The following is a 16868-nucleotide window of genomic DNA, read 5'->3' as shown; positions in this document are numbered from 1 at the left end:
GTCATCGAGGAGCGCACCGTCGGCGCGAGCCTTGGCGCTGACTCCGTCGAGAGCGGCAAGAAGGCGGCAATTGTCGGCATGCTGCTCGTGGTGGCCTTCATGTTCGTGGCCTACGGGCTGTTCGGCCTGTTCGCCAATATGGCGCTGCTCATCAACGTGGCGCTGATCTTCGCCGTGCTGTCCCTGATGGGCGCCACGCTGACCTTGCCCGGCATCGCCGGCATCGTCCTGGTTATCGGCATCGCGGTGGATGCGAACGTGCTCATCAACGAGCGCATCCGAGAGGAGATCAGGGCCGGCAAGTCGCCAATTGCCTCGGTGGATTCAGGCTATTCACGCGCGCTCGTTACAATCATCGACTCCAACGTGACCACTCTGATCGCGGTCTTGGTGCTGTTCTGGCTGGGCTCGGGTCCTGTGCGCGGCTTTGCCGTGACTCTGACCGTCGGCATTCTTGCCTCGATGTTCACGGCCGTCACCGTCACGCGTATGATGGTCGCCTTCTGGCTGCGCTGGACGCGGCCGAAAACCCTGCCACTCTAGGATCAGCCAGAAATGTTTCGTGGCCTTCAGCTCATTCCCGCCGACACCAAGATCGACTTTGTCGGCCAACGCGCCATTACCTGGTTCGTGTCGGCGTTCCTCACGGTGGTGCCGCTCATCCTCGTGGCCACGATCGGCCTCAACATGGGGATCGATTTCCAGGGCGGCACTCTGATCGAGGTGAAGACCAAGGAAAGCCCGGCGAATCTCGCAGACATTCGCGGCAAGATCAGCGGGCTCGGCGTGGGCGAGGTGCAGATCCAAGAGTTTGGTGCGCCGGACGAGGTGCTGATCCGCATTGCCTCGCTGCCCACCGAGGAAGAGCAGCAAGCCTCGATCGCCAAGGTGAAGGAGGCGCTCGGCGACAGCGTCGAATACCGCCGCACCGAAATTGTTGGACCCACGATCTCGGCGGAGCTGATCGCCGGAGGCACCTTCGCCGTGGTCGTCGCCATGATCGGCATCATGATCTATGTGTGGTTTCGCTTCGAATGGCAGTTCGCCGTGGCGGCCATTGCCTCGCTGGTCCACGATGTCACCGCCACGATCGGTCTCTACGCCTTGCTCCAGCTCGAGTTCAACGTGTCGAGCATCGCGGCCATTCTGACCATCATCGGTTACTCGCTGAACGACAAAGTCGTGATCTTCGACCGCATCCGAGAGAATCTGCGCAAATATAGGCGCATGCCTCTGGTCGAGTTGCTCGATCTCTCCATCAACGAGATGCTGTCGCGGGCGGTGCTGACCCACGTCACCACCTTCCTCGCTATGCTGCCGTTCCTGTTCTTCGGCGGCGAGGCGATCTACGGCTTTGCCGTGGCCATGTGCTTCGGCATTGTCGTTGGCGCTTACTCGTCGATCTTCGTCGCGTCGCCCATGCAGCTGATCCTCGGGGTGCGCCGCGAGGCTTTCGCGCCGAGCGCCAGCCCCGCGAAGGGCAAGTCGGAGGCCGCGGCGCGCGCATGAAGCAGTGAGGCAGGGTCGTGGATGAGGGGGAGCGGGCGGTCGCGATTCGGCGCATCGCTCGTGCCGCCGATCCGGATCGCGCCATCGCCACCCTGTTCGCGCCCGCGGAGGCCCGCGACGATCTCTTCGTTCTTTATGCGTTCAACGCCGAGCTCGCCCGCATCGCCGATCAGGTGAGCGAGCCGGCGCTCGGGGCCATTCGCCTACAATGGTGGCGCGAGGCCATCGAGCGGGCCGCGGGCGGCGAGGCCACCGGCCACTTGGTGGCCGATGCCTTTGGCGAGGTACTGGCGCGCCGGTCGCTGTCGCGCAATCGGATCGCCGGGCTGATCGATGCGCGCACCTTCGACGTCGGCGAGACGGTCATGCCCGATACGCGCACCCTCGATGCCTATCTGTTCGACACCACGGGCGGGCTGTTCGCCCTGGCCGCGCAGATCGTCGGCGCCAAGGGCGAGAAGCGCGATCTCGTGGCGGAGATCGGCGGCCGCGCCTATGGGCTGGTGCGCGTGATGCGCAGCCTGCCCACGCTTGCCGCCAAGGGGCGCACATATTTGGCGGCGGACGCTTTGGCGCGGCACGGCACGCCGCCGGAAACGCTTTTCCGTGGCGAGACGACCGCGGGCCTCAAGACGCTGCTGGCCGAGATGCGGGAGGAGGCGCGGGGAGCGTTGAAGGAGGCGCGCTTTCATCTCTTCGGCGCCGGCATGACCGGGACCGGTCTCGATGAGGCAGGCCGCGCGGCGTTCTTACCGCTTTGCCTGGTCGAGCCCTATCTCGCCGGGCTCGCCAAGGTCCCCGATCCCTTGCGTCAGGTGGCCCGGATCAATCCCCTCTACCGGCTGTGGCGCCTGATGCGGTCGCGTTAGAACGTTACTCGGCCGCGACCGCGCTTCGCCCTTCGAGCCACGCATCGAGATCGGCCAACGCCCGCGCCGACATGGCGCGCTTACGCGCGAATGCTTTGCTGTTTTTGGGGCCTTTGCCCCAGGACTCGCGAGCCACGGTCACCGGCGGGAAGAGCCCGAAATTCACATTCATGGGCTGGAAGCTGCGGGCTCCACCTTCGCCGTCCGCGCTCAAATGTCCGCCGGTGATGTGCGCAAGCAGTGCGCCGAGCGCAGTTGTGGGCGGCGGCGGAGCAGGCGGCGCTCCCAATCGCTCGGCGCCGGCGAAACGTCCGGCGATCAGCCCGATCGCCGCCGACTCCACATAGCCCTCGACGCCTGTCACCTGGCCGGCGAATCGCAGGCGCGGTTCGGCCTTGAGGCGTAGAGAGCCGTCGAGCAGCTTCGGACTGTCGAGAAAGGTGTTGCGATGGAGCCCGCCGAGCCGGGCGAATTCCGCTTGGGCCAATCCCGGGATCATGCGGAAGACGCGCGCCTGCTCGCCATGCTTCAGCTTGGTCTGGAAGCCAACCATGTTCCACAACGTGCCAAGCGCATTGTCCTGGCGGAGCTGCACGATCGCATGGGGTTTCTCGTCCGGCCGGTGCGCGTTCGTGAGGCCGACAGGTTTCATCGGGCCGTAGCGGAGCGTGTCTCGCCCGCGCTCGGCCATGACCTCGATGGGCAGGCAGCCTTCGAAATAGGGTGTCTTCTCGAAGTCCTTGAAGGCGGTCTTTTCGGCCGCCAGAAGCCCATCGATGAAGGCATCGTACTGTGCCTTGTCGAGCGGACAGTTGATGTAGTCGGCGCCGCTGCCGCCGGGGCCTACCTTGTCGTAGCGGGACTGGCGCCAGCACACATCCATGTCGATCGACTCGAAATGTACGATCGGTGCGATAGCGTCGAAGAAGGCAAGCTCCGCTTCCCCCGTGAGCGTCTTCACCGCGTCGGCCAGCGCCGGCGAGGTGAGAGGCCCCGTGGCCACGATCACGCTGTCCCAGTCAGCGGGCGGCAGCCCGGGAACCTCGCCGCGGTCGATCTCGATTAGGGGATGCTCGGTGAGCGCTTCCGTCACCGCGTCGGCGAAGTTCTCCCGGTCCACGGCGAGCGCGCCGCCGGCCGGTAGCTTGTGAGCGTCCGCGCAAGCCATGATGAGCGAGCCGGCCCGGCGCATCTCTTCATGCAGGAGACCCACCGCATTGGTCTCCCAATCGTCTGAGCGGAAGGAGTTGGAGCAGACGAGCTCGGCGAGCGCGTCCGTCTTGTGGGCCTCAGTCTGGCGCTCGGGCCGCATCTCGTGGAGGACGACCGGAACGCCGGCCTTCGCCAGCTGCCAAGCCGCCTCGCTGCCGGCAAGCCCGCCGCCGATTACGTGCACCGTATCCGTCATGGGCGTAGCTAGGCCGGTCCACCCCAATGTTTCAAGCGGAACAACTGCCGAAAACCCTTCAGGAAACGTCTATGTCTTGGGCAAAAGACTAATCCTTATTCAGCCAAGGACCGCTTTGGGCTATACTCCGGGCCGGAAGCCGAATCGACAGACATTCATCAGCTTCCATGAATGAGCCGGTGGATTGCTGGCAATCGGCGGATCCGCCCGGTCTCTTTTTCACAAAAGGGGGGTGAGATGTCCGCAAATACTGCACTAGCAATCAGCGTTGGCGTTCTTGGCGCCATTGCCACCTGGCTCTTTCTGGGGCCGCTCGGTGGCATGCTCGCAATTTGGGCCGCCTTTATCGCGTGGGGCTGCTTCTTCCACTGCGGTGGCAAGGAATCCGGCCTGCAATCGGCAATTCTCGGCAATATCGCCGGCGCCATCATCGCCGGCATTACGCTCTGGGTGGCGACCCAGACCGGCATTGGCGATCAGATCGGCCTGCCGATTTGGGCCGGAATCTGCGTCGGCATCGGCGTTGCCGCGATGGTCCTGTTGGCCAATATCCCGGTCTTCGCCGCCATTCCGGCACAGGTCTATGGCTTCGCTTCCGTGGTGGCTCTGACACTCTTGGGCAACGGCGCCGGCAATCTGACCGCGGCCTCCATGGAGAACCCGGTGGTGGTCATCATCTGCTCGATGATCGTGGGCGCGCTCTTCGGCTGGGTGTCGGAGAAAATCGCCGGCATGTTGGCTGGGGCTGGACACGGCGCCCACGCCAAAGCTTAACGCGAGAAACCGGCTGTTGAGCTCCGGGGCCCCCTAGGCCCGGGGCTTGCATGGCCGATCGACGGCGTGGCCTTGCCGAGAGGCCACGCCGTTTATTCTTTCCGGTGAAGCTCTGGGCAACCCTGTTTTCGGGTGTGCCTTGCGCGCAGGGGCGGAGACCGGCAAGGTGCCCGCTATTCTTAGGGTCCTATGGTTCCGCGCGGATCGGTCCGCGCCCTTTCGGAGACGTTGTAAGAGTCATGTCATCCGTCGACGTCGTTTGGAAAGGCAACTGCCGCGATCCGGAAGCCCGGTACCGGCTGCTCGGTTATCTGCACCGTCTTGCGCGAGCGAGCGAGAGCTATCTGCGCCGGGGCGAGCGGCCCTATCTGAGCCTCGTCGGCGAGGGGCATGAAGCCCCGCCACGTGCGAACATCGAGGTCATCGACGAGACGCTCCAAGGCCCGATCCTAATTTCGAGCGCTATTGGACCGCATCCCGAGACGCTCGTGGCGCGGGCCCTGGAAGCCGGGCTCACGGTCATCGCCTCGGACGACAGTGGTCCCCAGCTCATCGTGCTCGACGCGGTGCGTCTGCGCGGTCTCGACTTCAAACTGTTCGATCCCCGGGAGCTTTATCCCGACAACGACCGCATGAGCTTCGTCTTCGTAGAATGCCCCGAGCATCATTTCCTCGATGGCCGGCTGGTCGAGGTCAAGACGCGCGAGGACAAGGTCTATCTGGCGAGCCCGAGCATCCACCTGCGCGCTTATCTCGAGGATTGGACCGACTGCCTATTTGCCTGGATTCGCTTCTTCCTCATGGGCGATTTCTGGTGGCAGCGTCGCGAAGAGCTGCAAGGTTATTCGGATTATCGCGGTGTGTTCGAAGAGCTCCAGACCACCCGCGGCAGCGCCGAGGCCGAGGACGCGACCTTCGACGCGGTCCTCTCGACCTTCGCTCAGCACGCCGAGCACACGATCGGCGAGGTGGCGGAGCTGGCCAAAGCGGGCAAGGCGTAAGCTTACCTCGCCGCCGGTTTCCCGAACGCCTTGCGCAGTTCGTCCTTCGCCTTCTCCAGCCGGGCGCGGTCCTCCTCGGAGAGATTCTTCCGCGCGCGGTTCATGTAGAAGACCAGCATCGACATCGCCGAGCGGTAAGGGTCCGTCTTGCGGCGCTTGCTCGCTTCCGCCGAGCGCTTCAGGGACGCCGCGATCTCCTTCGGGTCCTTAAGGGTGAAAACACCCTTTTCCAGATCGAGGGCATCGGAATTCTCCGTCACGTCTTGTGACCAGCGTTCCTCTGAAGTCTTGGTTTTAGCGGCCATCAGCAAAGTCAATCGTCATATCTCAAGCGGAGAATGCCCGCGATCGTTTCGAGGTTCCGCTAGAAGCGACCTTCGTCGGGGATATTGAGGGTCGTGCCACACGCCTTGCAATGGACTGCATCCGCTTCGTGCCGCTGGAGGCCGCATTCGGGGCAGGGGAAGCGTACCTTCTGCGGCCTGAGCAGTGCCTGCGCCAGACGTAAGAACAGCGTCACGCCGACGATCATGATGGCCACGGCCATGAGTCGCCCGAGGGAGCCTTCCAAGGTGATGTCGCCGAAACCTGTCGTGGTCAGCGCCGTCACCGTGAAGTAGAGCGCGTCCACATAGTTGGCGATGAGCGGGTTCCGCCAGTGCTGCGTTTCATAGACGATGCCCGTCATGATGAACACAAACACGCCGAGATTGATGACGGCGGTGATCGTCTCCTCGTTGCGCCGGAAGAACATGCTGTCGGCACGCAAGCGCGACACCAGCTGATAGGTGTGCAGGAGCCGCAGCGTGCGCAGGATGCGCAGGAAGCCGAGACCTTCACCGACGATCGGCGCGAGGAAGGAGAAGATCGCCACCATGTCCGCCCAGGTGGCGGGATGGGCAAACTCTCGCACCGGATGCGGGCTCACCCAGATGCGGGCGCAGAAATCGGCGAGGATCACCAGCCCGAAGATCACGTCGAGATATTCGACCCACAGTTCGCGGGGGATGAACGACGTGCCGATGATGAAAATGATGGTGACAATATCGAATGCGAGGAGCCCGTAGCGAAAGCGGTGCGCCGTGAGGCTGCGGCCGTGATAGAGCAGCCGCAGGCGCTCGCGTAAGGGCTCGGCTTCCGGCTCCGCCTTCTTCGGCGGCGGGTCCGATTTTCCGGCGTCGGATTTGCTCTTTGATGACGTCTTTGCTGCGGTCATGTGCCTTCTTTGTGTCGTGCCGCCGCAGTAACGTCCCGCGGGCCCAGGAGGTAAGTCATGGCAGCGCTCACTCTTTACCACGCGGCGCCTTCGCGCTCATCCATTGTACGCTGGATGCTCGAGGAGCTCGGTGAACCCTACGATATTCACCTGCTGACCTTGACCAAAGGTGAGCAACTCAGCTCCGACTACCGGGCGATCAACCCGATGGGCAAGGTGCCCGCCTTGCGCCACGGCGAGGCCATCATCACCGAGTCGGCGGCAATCTGCACCTATCTGGCCGATGAATTTCCAGCCGCTGGGCTCAACATCCCCGTCGGTGATCCGCTGCGCGGGCCGTATCTGAAATGGCTGTTCTTCGCACCCGGCTGTATCGAGCCGGCCATGGTGGACCATGCCTATCCGCGCCAGGAGCAGCCGCGTCGTGGAACGCTGGGTTACGGCGACTACGACACCGTCATGGACACAACCGCCAAGGCCGTGGCGCGCGGGCCCTACCTAATGGGTGAGCGGTTCACGGCGGCCGATGTGGTCGTCGGCGCGAATTTGCGTTGGGGTCTGATGTTCAAGCTCGTGCCGGAGCGGGCCGAGTTCACGGATTACGTGGCGCGCCTCGAAGCCCGGCCGGCGCTCCAGCGCGCGACGGCCTTGGACCAAGAGATCATGGGAGCGTCCTAGCCCGAACGAACCGTGCCGAGGATCTGCAAGATGAGCGCGGTGCCGAATCCCCAGGCGCCGTTCACCGCAAGCCCAATGAGGAAGCGCGGCCCCATCGCCTGCATCGGTTCGCCCTTGAGCGGCGGTACCACGAAGAAGGCGACGGCAGTGAGGGCGAGGGCGCCGACCAAGATCCAGGCGGCCCAATAGCTGGGGCCGCTCAAATGGACGAAGACGGGAGCTAATGCCAACCCCCAAAGGCCGCCCCAAAACGCCTTGGACAGGATCGCCGGCACGCCGAACGGCGGAATAGGGTCGGTCGCCCAAGCCGGCCGGCTGAGCGGAATAATGCCGGTATGGTTGAACAGGTACCACAAGCCTTGATGGAAGATCAGCGTGGCGAGGAACCCGGCGACAAAGCCAAGCAGGAGCAGCTTCAGAGACATGACGACCTCCCCGTTTCGCCGCATGATGCGCCATCGGCGCCATTTTAGCGCGAGGCGAGGATGAGGTTGGACACAAGATGTTGACCATCGTCTCCGGAGGACAGACCGGCGTCGACCGCGCGGCGCTCGATGCCGCCATCGCCGCCGGGGTACCCTATCGCGGCTGGTGTCCCAAGGATGGTTGGGCGGAAGATTGTCCGGGTCCGCCGGGCGTGCGGGCGCGCTATCCGGGCTTGCAAGAGACGCCGGAATCTTCGCCCGATCAACGCACCGACTGGAATGTGCGCGATGCCGACGCGTTGATTGCACTCGTCGATGGGCGCGGCATTGCCGCCTCGAGGGGGACCGCTCGTGCCTTGGCGGACGCGCAGGAAATCGACAAGCCGCACATCGTCATCGATCTTGAGGCCGCGAACGTGCTGAGGCTCGCGCAAGACTTTCTGCGCAGCAGGACAGGGCAAGCGGTCTGCGTTGCCGGACCCCGTGAGAGCGAGGTGCCCGGCATTTACGCCAAAGTGCGCGAGTTTCTGGCCGTTCTCCTTAGCGACAGGCCGAAGGGGAACGATGACTGAGCGCGCAAGGTTTAGGTGAGGTGGCGACGAACGACGAAGACGCCGGACTCTACCTGGTGCGGGTCGAGGGCGGACGGCGCGCTTAAATGGGTTCGCCAGGGAAAGCGCTAGCGGGTCTCCGGCGTCTCGTTTGCTGCCTAGGACGGAACGTCCGCCTCATGCGGCACCACCACGGCAAACATGTCGCCGAGGGCCGACAGGCTCGCGGCCTGCAGCTGGTCGGCCGGGACCTCTTCGCCCGTTGCCGGATTCGGGAGGGCACGAGTTGCCGTGGCGCCGGCGACGACCGTATTGGCGTAGCCGCGATTAAAAGAGGCGCGCGCGGTCGAGTTCACACACATATGGGTCATGAACCCGACATAGACGACATTGTTGACGCCATGCTTCTTCAGCTCCGCGTCGAGTCCCGTCTGCTCGAACGCGCTTGGAAAATTCTTGATGACGACTGTCTCGCCGTCGATCGGAGCCACGGAGTCGGCGATTTGGCCAACGGGGGCGCTGACGTCAAAGGGCGTGCCGGCACCAGCGTCGTGCATGATGTGAATGACGGGGCGTCCGGCCGCGCGGAACCGCTTGAGCAGCGCGGCCGCCTCCTTCAACGCCGGCTCCACGTTGACGAGCTGCATGACCCCCTCGCGATACGTCTGCTGGCAGTCGATGAGCACCAAGGCGCTGTCGGAGATCGGCGCCGGGTTGGGATCCATGCCTGTCAGTGCGCGGAGTGTGGGGTTTGTCACAGGTTAGCCTCCTTGGGCCTCGAGTGGTTTTGGGCAGCACCCCAGCGCATAAGACACCCCGAGACGCCGCTGCTCTATGGCTTGTCCGCGAGCTGCCCTTGCCATGTTGTACCATTGATTGCTTCGAGCACGAGTGCCCGGGCCGCGCCAGCGATCGGGACCCGCGGCGGGGGCAACGTGATCGTCGCCCGTGCGCCCGTCTGTCCGCTGAACCCGACCGTTTCCGTCTTGAAGTGCGAAGCCCAGACATAAGGGTAGACGTTGCTGATCGCAGTGTCGGGCAGTGCGGAGAGTGTGGCGCCATCCCACTCTGCAACGGTGATGCCCGACGCATCGACGAGACGGGCCGCGATCACATAGGCCGCGCCGGTGTCGGGACCCGCATCAACATAGGCCTTGAAATTGACGGCTCCATCCTCCGCGAGGGTCACATCGGACAGGGCGATGTTGTGGCTGTGGAAGCTGACCCGCGCATGCTGGGGTGAGACCACCGCGCCGAACAGGATTTGGTAGCTGCCGACGGTGAACACGACCGCCGCCGCCGCAAGGAGCAGGGCGAGCGTCTTGAGCTGCTCGAGCGGAACCGGACCGCTGAACACCCAGGCGGTCCATGGATTGCGCTGTGCCCATTGGTTTCGACCGACGAAACTGTCGAGCGACCAGGCGCCGCCGCCTACGAGAAACACCGCGCTGCTCATCGCCACGCCGGACACCGCCATGGTCCACTCGTCGAGGCAGGTCGAGCCCATCCAGCCAAAGATCAGCATCAAAGAGACATTGAGACCGATGCAGATAAGCGCGGCAAGACGAGTTGCGAGGCCGAATATCAGCGCGAGGCCAACAACGAGTTCGGCGATCGTCCAAAGCCAGACCGATGCGACGATCAAGTCCGGATAGTTCAGCGTCCATTCGAGCGGGCCCTGAATCCAAAGCGTGCCGGGCAGAGCATGGGTGAGCTTGTTGGCGACGAAGCCAACTGAGTCGAAGTCGAGCTTCACGGCGACATCGGCGCCACCGACCTCGCGGAAATTGTATAGGAGCCGCCGGCTGGCGCCGCCCCAGAAGATGAAGCCCTGGACGAAGCGCGTGCCGAGGAGCACGAGAGCGAGCAATGTAAAACAGGCGGCCGGATCGGGCGCCGTCCGCTCATCAATCGTGTGTGCGTCTGCCATGGCGTTCGCCCCTTTCGGATGCCCGGTCCAATCTAGCGCAGTTTTCCCTCGTGCTGTGGAACTGGCGCCCCACCCAGACATTGTAGCCTTAGGATTGAGGGGAGTAGTCTTGGGGGGCCGGTCTCATCCGGCCGGCGCCCTGACTGCTCGGAGCTGGGAGGAGACCATGACCCACAACCTGACAGACGGCACGACACGGACGATGCTTCTTGCGGCCATGCTTGGGGTTGGCGTTTCGCTGGGCTGCGCGGGACCGGCAAGCTCCCTCGGGAGTTGGGTCGAAGGCGAAGAGACCGACGCGTGCGGCAACGACGACGGTGCCTTCGATGAGGCGGCCTTCATTATCGCCACGGAGCCGGAGGCCGGCGAACGCGTGGAAAGCGGCTTCGAGGTTGAAGGCTGCTCGCGGAGCTTCGAAAGCAACGTGCAGTGGAAGTTGCTCGCCCGCGACGGCGCGGTCTTAGCCAGCGGCAACACGCAAGGCGGCGGCGTGGACGGGCCAGGAGATTTCTCCTTCACGGTGCCCTATAGCGTGGACGCCAGGCAGATTGGGCATCTCGAAGTGTTCGCCGACGATCCGTCCGACGGCGAAGGATTCCCGCCGGGCCGGACCGTCCTGCCCCTGGTGCTGAAGCCTTAGGTTGTGCTTTGATGCGCGCACGATGAAGCCAGTTCTCATTATCCAGAACGATGCGAAGGAGGGCGCGGGACAGCTCTCCACGCTGATCGCCGAGCGCGGCCTCGGGCAGGAGACCGTGTTCGGCTACGACGCGGACTACGGCAAGCTCGCCGCGGATGATTACGGGGCCCTCGTGGTTCTCGGCGGCGCCCAGAGCGCCTACGAGACCGGCGAGTATCCCTATCTCACCGACGAGATCGCGCTGTGTCACGATTTTATGCAGGCCGGCAAGCCGATCGCCGGGTTCTGCCTTGGCGCGCAAATCCTGGCGCGGGCGTTGGGCGGCGAGGTGTCGCCCGGCGCGACCAAGGAGATCGGCTGGTACGATCTCGTGCTGAGCGAGGCGGCGGCGGACGACGCCATTCTCGAAACGCACCCCAAGACGCTGCTCGCCTACCATTTTCATGGCGACCGCATCGAGAACGTACCGGGTGCGGTGAACCTTGCGTCCTCCGACATCACCGACTGCCAGCTCTTTCGTTACGGCTCGAATGTCTACGGCTTCCAGTACCACGCCGAGGTCGACCAGCCGCTGGTCGAGGTCATGTGCCGGAACAACGCCGACTACATGGCGTCGAACGGCTTCGACGCCGAGGCCATCATTGCCGAAGGCCAGAGGAACCTGCCGACGTTCGCGGAAGCTTGCAAAGGCGTGCTGAACCGCTGGCTGGATCTCGTCATGGTGCGGGGGACAGCCTAGCGAACGGCGCGAAGTGCTGGCGCGACTCATGGTAGAGTGCGCCACAAATTTCAGCGGAGGGGGGAATCCATGCTGACGGCAATCATCATTACACTCGTGGTCGGGGCAATCGCGGGCTGGCTCGCGGGGCTCGTGGTCAATGGGACGGGATTCGGCCTTGTCGGCGATATCGTCATCGGCATTCTCGGCGCGCTGATCGCAAGCTTCTTGTTTCCCTATTTCGGGATCGCGCTCACCCTGGGTGGCGGCATTCTCGGCGCGATCATCTTGGCCTTTATCGGCGCGGTGATTCTGCTCGTGGTGGTGAAGGTCATCAAGAACATCGCCGCCTAAGAAACTCCTTGCAATAACAGGACGTTGTAGGCGCGCTTTCAGCGGCCGAGGCGGCTTGCTGTCCCCGGCCGGACGGGCTTTTCCGCGCGCCAATTTCCCCTTCAGCTATGAGCGGGGCTTTTTCTTCAACGCAAGGTTGAAGCTATTTGTCGCACTATTTTCCCGTAGGGGACACGTTTTCGTCACACCCCGATCCTGCCCTCGACAGATTTCCCCAGCAAAAGCGCCGATCGCGGCGGGTCGTTCCCGGCCAGAGTTAACAAGTGTGAGGTACATCCATGGGGGCTTGGGGGTTTGTCAGCGTGCGTGGGGGCATGCTTGTCTTGGCGTTGCTTGCGTTGTTGGTACCGGCTTATGCGGACGAGACGAGCGATCAGGCGGCTGGCACCGATGTGCCGGTGGCGGACGCTGCCCAAAGCGGCATTGCGCTGGCCGCGCTGGAAGTGGCCGCGCAGAGCGCCGGCCCGTTGCGCTACACCACGCACTCCGAGCGGGAGCTTCGTTGCCTCGCCGAAGGGATGTATTTCGAGGCTCGCGGCGAGTCCTTGCGGGGTCAACTGGCCGTCGGCCGGGTGATCCTGAACCGCGTCGAGAGCGACTCCTATCCCAGCACGATCTGCGACGTGGTCTATCAGAACGACCACATGCGCAATCGCTGCCAATTCTCCTTCGCCTGCGACGGCCAGCCAGATACCATTTCTGAGCGCGACGTCTGGTATCGCATTCGCGGCTATGCGACCTGGCTGCTGGCCAACGATCCCAAGGGTACCGAATATCAGGTCCTGGCGTCCCTCGAGGCCGCGACCCACTATCACGCGGACTATGTGAGCCCGCGTTGGGCCAAATTCTTCAAGTTGACCGCCCGTATCGGCCGGCACATTTTCTACGCCGACCCTTCGGCCTGACCCCTGCCAGGGGCGGCCGCCGGCTTGCCGCCCCTTGCAATCCCCGCATCTGGTCATATCTCTAGCATTGGTTCCACGCGCCCATCGTTCGCGGAAGGGAGTGAACTGATGAAACGGCTGCTGATCGTCTTGGTGCCTCTCGCCCTTGCAGGCTGCGTCACCGAGCAGGCGCCGACACTGCCCATGACCCTTGGTCCCGCCGAGACGGCCAAGGCGGCCTGCCTAACCTATGGCGACACGCCAACCTTCGGCGACTGCCAGGCGTTGGACACCCTTTCCAGTACGCAAGAATAGGCGCACTAGGCGGTATTTTGGTGGGCTATTGTGTGCCCTCCAGTCCTGGATTTCCCGACACATCGAACACCGTAAGCCGGTCAGCCAGGCCGTTCGGCACCGGCCCGCTCAACTTGTTGTCGTCGAGACGCAGCACCTGAAGGGCCGTGGCGTCGTTCAGGCTTTCGGGGATGGGGCCGGTTAGCCGGTTATCGTTGAGGCGGAGATCCGTTAGCGCCTTGAGCTTGCCGATGTCGTTCGGGATGGAGCCGGAGAGCTTGTTCTCGCCGAGCAGGAGCGAATGAAGCGCCGATGCTTCGGTCAGCGTCTCGGGGAGGGGCCCGCGCAGGCGATTGTCGTGCAAGAACACTTGCTCGAGGTCCGGCTGACGGAGCAGGGACGCTGGCAACTGGCCTGAAATCTCATTGTCCTCGCCTCGAAAGATCTTGAGCTTTGGCGTGTTCCAGTCTTTGGGCAGAGAGCCCGACAGTTCGTTCGCGTGCACGTCGAGATATTCGAGCTCCGGGAGCACCGCCACAGAGTCGGGAATGCGGCCCGTCAGCTCGTTGCCCTTGAGCCAGAGATTCTTCAACGCGCGGCATTGCCCCAAATCCTCCGGCAACCGGCCGGAGATCTTGTTGAACGAGAGATGGAGCGTATGCAGCCGTTCCAGCCGGCAAATGGCGGGCGACAGCTCTCCCTCCAGATTGTTGTCGTAGATAGTGAGGCGGACCACGCGGCCCTCTGCGTCGGTCTCAACCCCGTGCCATTTTCCGACCGGTGTCTCGCTTCCCCAGAAATCCCGCTGGATCCAGTCCGGGCCGCCGAGCGCCTCGTAGAAGGCGAGCAAGGCCGCGCGCTCCCGATCCCGCAAGGCGGGGTCCGCAGGCTCGGGCAAGGAGGCTCCTTGATGCGCCTGCTCGGCGGCACGTGGGCCCGCCGCCGGGCCCGCCAAGAGTGCCGCGAGCAAGAGCACGGCGAGCATGAGCTGGAATTGCGACGTCTTCGGCAAAACAACCTCGTCCTTGGACCTGGTCGACGGCAGGCAGTCTAAGGGGGCTTTGCGGCGCGGGGATAGGGAAGGTTGCCGCGCGGGCCGTTTTATGGCTACGACAGCGCACCATGACCGCCCCGACCCACAGCGTCCGCAACAGCCTCGCCGATAAGGAGCGCAGCTTCACGCTCGGACCGGACGCTCTGCACTGGAGCGATGCCGAGGGCGAGGGGCGAATGCCCTATGCCGAGGTGCGTGACATGCGCCTGATCGCTTATACTTCGCCCATCGGTGAGACGTACCAGTGTACGGTGCGCGCCACCACCGGGGACAATGTCAAGCTGCGCTCCGCGCATTACGTGAGCCTCAACAATTTCAAAGACCGCGGCGCGACCTACGCCCCCTTCGTGCGGGCGCTGGCATCGCGTATCGCGGCCGCCGCGCGGAAGGCCAAATTCATCGCCGGCAGCACGGCCCTGTGGATCGTCTGGCTGATCGTCGGCTTGCTGTGTCTCGGCGTTTTTGTCCTGTCCATGTTCGAAGGCCTGCCGGCTGCCGGCCCATGGGTTATCGCCATCACCGTCTGCGCGATCGCCGTGCCTTGGACGTGGCGCCGCGTGCGCGAGGGCGCCGCCAAGACCTTCGACCCAGTCGCGCCGCCGCCGGCACTCATCGGCCGGAGCTGAGCGGGAAATCAGAATCGTGCCTCGTCCCGTCATGTTCAGTAGCCGCCTGGAGCAACGCCGCAAGGTGCGCCGCTTCGCCGTGCTCGTTGCCGTCACGGTGCTCATCATCGGCATCGCTCTGATCGCCGTCGTGGCGATGCAGGGCTTCGACCTTTTGGGTGCGGCGGAAGCCGACCGTCTGCCGTTAGGGCTCGCCGTGCTTGGGGCGCTGGCCGGCCTTTTGGTGCTATCGCTCGTCGCCTATGTGGCGGTGCGCGTGTTCAGCCGAGTTGAGTAGGGGGCGGCAAGTCTGCTGGCCTCCTTACCCCCGAAAGCCTAAAATGGCGGGACCGAACACAAGCTTCGGGTAACGAGGGGGGTTCACGAATATGGATATCGCCAGTCTTCTGGTTCAAGTGATCTCGGGCGCGGTCGGCGGCGCGGGCGCAGGCGCGGCGGCCAAGCAATATTCGCTCGGCACCATCGGCAATGTGATCGCCGGCGCGGTCGGCGGCGGCATTACGGGTCAGCTGATCGGCAATTTTGCCGGGCAGATGATTGAAGGCTGGGTCGGCGACATCGCCGGCGGCGCCATGGGCGGCATCGTCCTTACGCTCATCGCCGGCGTCATCAAGAACATGATGGCGAAGTCGTAAGCAGAACGAGCCGAGGCCTTCGCCTCGGAGATGCGCAAGGGCGGGAACTGTCCCTCTTTGACGGGCGTTTCCCCTTTGCCGAGCCCCTCGCAACGGAGTGTTCCATGCCGTATCTCTCGGGCGTCCTGACCGGCGTTCTTCTGACCATTCTCGTCGTCTTCCTCATCGACCATTTGGGCGATCATCCGGACTCGCAAGACATCGTGCGCTGGGGCGTCGTGGCGGAGAAGGTCGGCGCCGGCGCGAAGCAAGTCGGCGAAGAGGTGCGCGAGGGCGTGCACGAGGCTACCGAGCCCGAACCCGAGCCCGAGACGTCACCGGAGCCCGATCCTGCGCCGCCCGCAAGCACGCCGCCCGCCGCCACCGACGCGCCCGCGGCGCAATAAGGGCGCAAGCACGAACGGCTGCGGCCGCGCGGCGCTAGGTCTGGTTCAGCAGCGTCTCGCGCTCCTTCATGAGCGCGTCGAGTTTCGCCTGCTGATCGGCGATGCGTTGAGCGTTACGCTCCTCGTCGGCCGCGCCCGAATAGGCGGCGGCCTGCTCCACCAGTTCGCGCAGATTGTCCTCGACGATCTGGATGCGGCGCTCGATTTCTTCCAGCGATGGTCCGTTGCTCATGATGCCTCGCGTTGTGTTGAATGACGCTTTCGGGGCCGGACCTTACCCAAACCGTGGGCTTGTCCTGAAGGGAGTATGACTCGGCGAGCTCGGCATCAGCACCAGCTGGCCTCGTTCGCCGCGGGGTGGCGCAGCAGTTCCTGGACGTTTGCTTGGAGCAGCCGGTAGCCGACATTGCCGAATAGCTTCTGCCGGCCGTCATTCATCAAGATTGTCGGACTGCCTTCGACGCCGTTCTTCTGGCTCAGGTCGTAGTCGGCGGCGAGCTGGGCAACCGCTTCCGAGGATCGGATTTTCTCCTCGACGGCGCTGTAATCGATACCGATGCGCTCGGCGATCTCACGATGGACGTTCCATTCGGAAATGTCCTTGGCCGAGGCGAAGAAGGCCAGACGCATCTCCCCCGCGGCCTTTGTCGAAAGTCTGTCGAGATACGGAAGGGACTCTGCGCCGTCGCCTTGAGCCTCCCGCTCAATCAGGGCGACGGCCTTCAGGAACATGTGCGCGCTCGCGGACGTCCTCGGCCGGGTGGTGATCCATACGTTCTCGTGCACCACGACTTGCGGAAACCGCTCGGCGATCTCCCGCAGGTGCCGGTTGTAACCCGCGAACCTGCCACGAGAGCCCCAGGACTTCTCGATCTTGCTCCAGGCGTCGGGGAAGACCGAGCAAAAGCGGGGCACG

24 protein-coding genes and 1 pseudogene are annotated in these 16868 nt (G+C 64.0%); 16 read left to right on the top strand and 9 right to left on the bottom strand.

The genetic code is table 11. From position 1 onward, the window contains the following. From ACSLE4_RS13650 to ACSLE4_RS13640, 3 genes are all read left to right on the top strand, one after another. Window positions 1–543, top strand: a 543-nt coding sequence (locus ACSLE4_RS13650; protein WP_435904984.1) for a SecD/SecF family protein translocase subunit, incomplete at its 5' end; no start/stop codon positions are given. Between the two features lie 12 nt (window positions 544–555). Then, window positions 556–1509 (top strand): protein translocase subunit SecF, encoded by a 954-nt coding sequence (gene secF / locus ACSLE4_RS13645; RefSeq protein ID WP_435904983.1) that lies wholly within the window; start codon window positions 556–558, stop codon window positions 1507–1509. Between the two features lie 17 nt (window positions 1510–1526). Further along, window positions 1527–2378, top strand: a complete 852-nt coding sequence (locus ACSLE4_RS13640; protein WP_435904982.1) for a phytoene/squalene synthase family protein — start codon at window positions 1527–1529, stop codon at window positions 2376–2378. Window positions 2379–2382: 4 nt separating this feature from the next. Here the strand turns inward: ACSLE4_RS13640 and trmFO are convergent, their stop codons facing one another. Continuing rightward, the gene (gene trmFO / locus ACSLE4_RS13635) at window positions 2383–3786 is read right to left on the bottom strand and encodes a methylenetetrahydrofolate--tRNA-(uracil(54)-C(5))-methyltransferase (FADH(2)-oxidizing) TrmFO (protein WP_435904981.1); all 1404 of its coding nucleotides are present in this window, start codon (window positions 3784–3786) and stop codon (window positions 2383–2385) included. Window positions 3787–4023: 237 nt separating this feature from the next. On the opposite strand from trmFO, the gene ACSLE4_RS13630 reads away from it, so the two are divergent. Together ACSLE4_RS13630 and ACSLE4_RS13625 are read left to right on the top strand one after the other, a co-directional pair. Beyond that, window positions 4024–4560 (top strand): DUF1097 domain-containing protein, encoded by a 537-nt coding sequence (locus ACSLE4_RS13630; RefSeq protein WP_435904980.1) that lies wholly within the window; start codon window positions 4024–4026, stop codon window positions 4558–4560. A 239-nt stretch (window positions 4561–4799) separates the two neighbouring features. After that, window positions 4800–5561, top strand: coding sequence for a hypothetical protein (locus ACSLE4_RS13625; protein ID WP_435904979.1), 762 nt, complete (start codon window positions 4800–4802; stop codon window positions 5559–5561). Between the two features lie 2 nt (window positions 5562–5563). On the opposite strand, the gene ACSLE4_RS13620 is transcribed toward ACSLE4_RS13625, so the two are convergent. Both ACSLE4_RS13620 and ACSLE4_RS13615 read right to left on the bottom strand, forming a co-directional pair. Further along, on the bottom strand, window positions 5564–5866 hold the full coding sequence (locus ACSLE4_RS13620; protein WP_435904978.1) for a DUF3175 domain-containing protein: 303 nt from the start codon (window positions 5864–5866) through the stop codon (window positions 5564–5566). A 59-nt stretch (window positions 5867–5925) separates the two neighbouring features. Beyond that, entirely contained in the window at window positions 5926–6777 is an 852-nt protein-coding gene (locus ACSLE4_RS13615; RefSeq protein ID WP_435904977.1) for a potassium channel family protein, read from the bottom strand. 57 nt (window positions 6778–6834) lie between these two features. Between ACSLE4_RS13615 and ACSLE4_RS13610 the strand changes: the two genes are divergently transcribed. Next, on the top strand, window positions 6835–7455 hold the full coding sequence (locus ACSLE4_RS13610; protein ID WP_435904976.1) for a glutathione S-transferase family protein: 621 nt from the start codon (window positions 6835–6837) through the stop codon (window positions 7453–7455). Here ACSLE4_RS13610 and ACSLE4_RS13605 read toward each other — a convergent pair. After that, window positions 7452–7880, bottom strand: coding sequence for a hypothetical protein (locus ACSLE4_RS13605; protein WP_435904975.1), 429 nt, complete (start codon window positions 7878–7880; stop codon window positions 7452–7454). The two genes, ACSLE4_RS13610 and ACSLE4_RS13605, sit on opposite strands and share 4 nt — an antisense overlap. A gap of 77 nt (window positions 7881–7957) precedes the next feature. On the opposite strand from ACSLE4_RS13605, the gene ACSLE4_RS13600 reads away from it, so the two are divergent. Beyond that, on the top strand, window positions 7958–8452 hold the full coding sequence (locus ACSLE4_RS13600) for a YpsA SLOG family protein (RefSeq protein ID WP_435904974.1): 495 nt from the start codon (window positions 7958–7960) through the stop codon (window positions 8450–8452). A gap of 137 nt (window positions 8453–8589) precedes the next feature. Here ACSLE4_RS13600 and ACSLE4_RS13595 read toward each other — a convergent pair whose 3' ends face one another. Both ACSLE4_RS13595 and ACSLE4_RS13590 read right to left on the bottom strand, forming a co-directional pair. Continuing rightward, window positions 8590–9156 carry a cysteine hydrolase family protein gene (locus tag ACSLE4_RS13595; RefSeq protein ID WP_435904985.1) on the bottom strand — a complete coding sequence of 189 codons (567 nt, stop codon included), beginning with the start codon at window positions 9154–9156 and terminating at the stop codon, window positions 8590–8592. A 107-nt stretch (window positions 9157–9263) separates the two neighbouring features. Next, window positions 9264–10361, bottom strand: a complete 1098-nt coding sequence (locus ACSLE4_RS13590; RefSeq protein WP_435904973.1) for a TQO small subunit DoxD — start codon at window positions 10359–10361, stop codon at window positions 9264–9266. Between the two features lie 166 nt (window positions 10362–10527). On the opposite strand from ACSLE4_RS13590, the gene ACSLE4_RS13585 reads away from it, so the two are divergent. From ACSLE4_RS13585 to ACSLE4_RS13565, 5 genes and pseudogenes are all read left to right on the top strand, one after another. Next, window positions 10528–11001, top strand: a complete 474-nt coding sequence (locus ACSLE4_RS13585) for a Gmad2 immunoglobulin-like domain-containing protein (RefSeq protein WP_435904972.1) — start codon at window positions 10528–10530, stop codon at window positions 10999–11001. Window positions 11002–11023: 22 nt separating this feature from the next. Continuing rightward, window positions 11024–11740, top strand: a complete 717-nt coding sequence (locus ACSLE4_RS13580) for a type 1 glutamine amidotransferase (protein ID WP_435904971.1) — start codon at window positions 11024–11026, stop codon at window positions 11738–11740. 69 nt (window positions 11741–11809) lie between these two features. After that, the gene (locus ACSLE4_RS13575) at window positions 11810–12073 is read left to right on the top strand and encodes a GlsB/YeaQ/YmgE family stress response membrane protein (RefSeq protein ID WP_435904970.1); all 264 of its coding nucleotides are present in this window, start codon (window positions 11810–11812) and stop codon (window positions 12071–12073) included. Window positions 12074–12567: 494 nt separating this feature from the next. Further along, a pseudogene (locus tag ACSLE4_RS13570) lies at window positions 12568–12978 on the top strand (cell wall hydrolase); the annotation flags it as partial. A 108-nt stretch (window positions 12979–13086) separates the two neighbouring features. Then, window positions 13087–13272: a hypothetical protein gene (locus tag ACSLE4_RS13565; protein WP_435904969.1), complete on the top strand. Its 186-nt coding sequence runs from the start codon at window positions 13087–13089 to the stop codon at window positions 13270–13272. A 25-nt stretch (window positions 13273–13297) separates the two neighbouring features. Here the strand turns inward: ACSLE4_RS13565 and ACSLE4_RS13560 are convergent, their stop codons facing one another. Beyond that, entirely contained in the window at window positions 13298–14263 is a 966-nt protein-coding gene (locus ACSLE4_RS13560) for a hypothetical protein (protein WP_435904968.1), read from the bottom strand. 110 nt (window positions 14264–14373) lie between these two features. Between ACSLE4_RS13560 and ACSLE4_RS13555 the strand changes: the two genes are divergently transcribed. From ACSLE4_RS13555 to ACSLE4_RS13540, 4 genes are all read left to right on the top strand, one after another. Further along, a complete protein-coding gene (locus ACSLE4_RS13555; protein WP_435904967.1) occupies window positions 14374–14931 on the top strand; it encodes a hypothetical protein in 558 nt (185 codons plus the stop codon). Between the two features lie 16 nt (window positions 14932–14947). Continuing rightward, window positions 14948–15208 carry a hypothetical protein gene (locus ACSLE4_RS13550; RefSeq protein WP_435904966.1) on the top strand — a complete coding sequence of 87 codons (261 nt, stop codon included), beginning with the start codon at window positions 14948–14950 and terminating at the stop codon, window positions 15206–15208. A gap of 91 nt (window positions 15209–15299) precedes the next feature. Then, window positions 15300–15566, top strand: coding sequence for a hypothetical protein (locus ACSLE4_RS13545; RefSeq protein ID WP_435904965.1), 267 nt, complete (start codon window positions 15300–15302; stop codon window positions 15564–15566). Between the two features lie 104 nt (window positions 15567–15670). Beyond that, window positions 15671–15952: a hypothetical protein gene (locus ACSLE4_RS13540; protein ID WP_435904964.1), complete on the top strand. Its 282-nt coding sequence runs from the start codon at window positions 15671–15673 to the stop codon at window positions 15950–15952. Between the two features lie 34 nt (window positions 15953–15986). On the opposite strand, the gene ACSLE4_RS13535 is transcribed toward ACSLE4_RS13540, so the two are convergent. Next, the gene (locus tag ACSLE4_RS13535) at window positions 15987–16184 is read right to left on the bottom strand and encodes a hypothetical protein (protein ID WP_435904963.1); all 198 of its coding nucleotides are present in this window, start codon (window positions 16182–16184) and stop codon (window positions 15987–15989) included. 95 nt (window positions 16185–16279) lie between these two features. Then, a partial coding sequence (locus ACSLE4_RS13530) for a DsbA family oxidoreductase (RefSeq protein ID WP_435904962.1) occupies window positions 16280–16868 on the bottom strand: 589 nt, incomplete at its 5' end.

The organism is Methyloceanibacter sp., assembly GCF_051306395.1.
Lineage (GTDB): Bacteria > Pseudomonadota > Alphaproteobacteria > Rhizobiales > Methyloligellaceae > Methyloceanibacter.
Note: the sequence above shows the minus strand (reverse complement) of the source record. Positions and strands in the feature narration are given on the sequence as shown.

Bases quoted from the DNA above. Each gene is read 5' to 3' on its own strand.
- secF (WP_435904983.1), top strand. From the start codon at position 556: ATGTTTCGTGGCCTTCAGCTCATTCCCGCCGACACCAAGATCGACTTT.
- trmFO (WP_435904981.1), bottom strand. From the start codon at position 3,786: ATGACGGATACGGTGCACGTAATCGGCGGCGGGCTTGCCGGCAGCGAG.
- ACSLE4_RS13630 (WP_435904980.1), top strand. From the start codon at position 4,024: ATGTCCGCAAATACTGCACTAGCAATCAGCGTTGGCGTTCTTGGCGCC.
- ACSLE4_RS13625 (WP_435904979.1), top strand. From the start codon at position 4,800: ATGTCATCCGTCGACGTCGTTTGGAAAGGCAACTGCCGCGATCCGGAA.
- ACSLE4_RS13620 (WP_435904978.1), bottom strand. From the start codon at position 5,866: ATGGCCGCTAAAACCAAGACTTCAGAGGAACGCTGGTCACAAGACGTG.
- ACSLE4_RS13615 (WP_435904977.1), bottom strand. From the start codon at position 6,777: ATGACCGCAGCAAAGACGTCATCAAAGAGCAAATCCGACGCCGGAAAA.
- ACSLE4_RS13610 (WP_435904976.1), top strand. From the start codon at position 6,835: ATGGCAGCGCTCACTCTTTACCACGCGGCGCCTTCGCGCTCATCCATT.
- ACSLE4_RS13605 (WP_435904975.1), bottom strand. From the start codon at position 7,880: ATGTCTCTGAAGCTGCTCCTGCTTGGCTTTGTCGCCGGGTTCCTCGCC.
- ACSLE4_RS13600 (WP_435904974.1), top strand. From the start codon at position 7,958: ATGTTGACCATCGTCTCCGGAGGACAGACCGGCGTCGACCGCGCGGCG.
- ACSLE4_RS13595 (WP_435904985.1), bottom strand. From the start codon at position 9,156: ATGGATCCCAACCCGGCGCCGATCTCCGACAGCGCCTTGGTGCTCATC.
- ACSLE4_RS13590 (WP_435904973.1), bottom strand. From the start codon at position 10,361: ATGGCAGACGCACACACGATTGATGAGCGGACGGCGCCCGATCCGGCC.
- ACSLE4_RS13585 (WP_435904972.1), top strand. From the start codon at position 10,528: ATGACCCACAACCTGACAGACGGCACGACACGGACGATGCTTCTTGCG.
- ACSLE4_RS13580 (WP_435904971.1), top strand. From the start codon at position 11,024: ATGAAGCCAGTTCTCATTATCCAGAACGATGCGAAGGAGGGCGCGGGA.
- ACSLE4_RS13575 (WP_435904970.1), top strand. From the start codon at position 11,810: ATGCTGACGGCAATCATCATTACACTCGTGGTCGGGGCAATCGCGGGC.
- ACSLE4_RS13565 (WP_435904969.1), top strand. From the start codon at position 13,087: ATGAAACGGCTGCTGATCGTCTTGGTGCCTCTCGCCCTTGCAGGCTGC.
- ACSLE4_RS13555 (WP_435904967.1), top strand. From the start codon at position 14,374: ATGACCGCCCCGACCCACAGCGTCCGCAACAGCCTCGCCGATAAGGAG.
- ACSLE4_RS13545 (WP_435904965.1), top strand. From the start codon at position 15,300: ATGGATATCGCCAGTCTTCTGGTTCAAGTGATCTCGGGCGCGGTCGGC.
- ACSLE4_RS13540 (WP_435904964.1), top strand. From the start codon at position 15,671: ATGCCGTATCTCTCGGGCGTCCTGACCGGCGTTCTTCTGACCATTCTC.
- ACSLE4_RS13535 (WP_435904963.1), bottom strand. From the start codon at position 16,184: ATGAGCAACGGACCATCGCTGGAAGAAATCGAGCGCCGCATCCAGATC.